1 protein-coding gene and 2 pseudogenes are annotated in these 1,495 nt (G+C 35.1%); 2 read left to right on the top strand and 1 reads right to left on the bottom strand.

Annotated elements, in window-relative coordinates; genetic code table 11:
• Nucleotides 1–126: 126 nt before the first annotated feature.
• Nucleotides 127–327: pseudogene (locus KTE19_RS13605) on the top strand (MnmM family RNA methyltransferase); the annotation flags it as partial.
• 53 nt (nt 328–380) lie between these two features.
• Nucleotides 381–1,268: a GRP family sugar transporter gene (locus KTE19_RS13600; protein ID WP_084989328.1), complete on the top strand. Its 888-nt coding sequence runs from the start codon at nt 381–383 to the stop codon at nt 1,266–1,268.
• A gap of 22 nt (nt 1,269–1,290) precedes the next feature.
• Here the strand turns inward: KTE19_RS13600 and KTE19_RS13595 are convergent.
• Nucleotides 1,291–1,495: pseudogene (locus tag KTE19_RS13595) on the bottom strand (serine hydrolase); the annotation flags it as partial.

Below are 1,495 nucleotides of genomic sequence, written 5' to 3'. Positions count from 1 at the left end.
AATATCATAAGGGAAGGCATTCCCTATTTCTATACAATTCAGAAATCTTTTATGCATTTACACAAGATATTTTACGCTCTCGCAAATGGTCGTTTTAGCGTTTTTAGCACTATTACTTAAGAGATTTTAGACAGCTTCTTAGTTGTAGGTGGAAGAATTGCGATTATGATTTATTACGGTCATGAGGGGGGGATGGAAGAAAAAAATGCCGTTATTAAGTGGACTTCTAGTTTGCCACAAAAGGACTGGGAAGTGACTTCTTATGCACCTCTTAACCAAATTCATACGCCACCGATTTTAGTGTTAATCGAAAAAAGAGTAAAATAGAGATATGCTTAATTTTTTGTGTAAAAAATTATTTTAAAGAGGTGAATATAAACATGCAAGGAGTTCTTCTCGCGCTTGTTCCAATTTTTGCTTGGGGTTCTATCGGAGTTGTAGCTAATAAATTTGGTGGTGATGCTAATCAACAAACACTTGGAATGACTTTGGGCGCTTTTGTTTTTGCACTTATTGTTTTCTTATTCCGCATGCCAACGTTGACATGGCAAATTTTCTTAATTGGATTTATTGGTGGATTGCTTTGGGCAATTGGACAATTTGGTCAGTTTAAATCAATGAAATACATGGGTGTTTCAGTAGCGTGTCCACTTTCATCAGGAAGTCAATTAGTAATTGGTGGATTGCTTGGGGTTTTTGCTTTCCACGAATGGACAAAACAAATTCAATTTATTCTCGGATTTATTGCGATGGCTGTTTTGGTAGTTGGGTTCTATTTCTCAGCTAAACGTGACCCAGAAAATGCAGTTGTTGAAGAAGGACGTAATTATACTAAAGGATTGACTGCTTTAACTTACTCAACTTTGGGATATGTTAGCTATGTTATTATTTTTAATAACTTAGCAGTACTTTGGTTCAATGTTCATTTTGATACACTGACAATTATCTTGCCAATGTCAGTTGGAATGATCTTTGGAGCACTTGTGATGGGTCGTTTCAAAATTAAAATGGAAAAATATGTTTATCAAAATATGATTGATGGAGTAATGTTTGGTGTAGGTAATATCTTTATGCTTATGGCTGCAAGCGCTGCTGGTGACGCAATTGCCTTTTCATTCTCACAATTAGGTGTTATCATTGCAACTATTGGAGGAATTCTCTTCCTTGGTGAAAAGAAAACCAAAAAAGAATTGGTTTATGTTGGAATTGGGATTGTTCTGTTCGTAACAGGTGCAATTTTACTTGCAATTGTAAAATCTAAAGGATGATAAAAAAGCTGTCAGTAAAATTTTAGAGTTTTTCATTAACGAAATTCACAAAATGATTCCAAAAAACCTTTGGAGCACTACTGCGAGGGACAGTTTTCTTGGCAACCAATGGAATTTGTTCTGCTGTACAATTTGGAAGATAGCCTAAACTATCCTTTACTGTAGTAGAAAGAGTGACAAGTTTTTGGTTTTTAGTCACAGTTGCTTCAACTGAGGCTTTTTTTTTT

Source organism: Lentilactobacillus dabitei (genome assembly GCF_019061365.1).
GTDB lineage: Bacteria > Bacillota > Bacilli > Lactobacillales > Lactobacillaceae > Lentilactobacillus > Lentilactobacillus dabitei.
The sequence above is the reverse complement of the archived record's forward strand: the minus strand, read 5'-3'. Positions and strand labels throughout refer to the sequence as shown.

Excerpts from the sequence above, each read along its gene's own strand:
- KTE19_RS13600 (WP_084989328.1), top strand. The coding sequence starts at position 381 with ATGCAAGGAGTTCTTCTCGCGCTTGTTCCAATTTTTGCTTGGGGTTCT.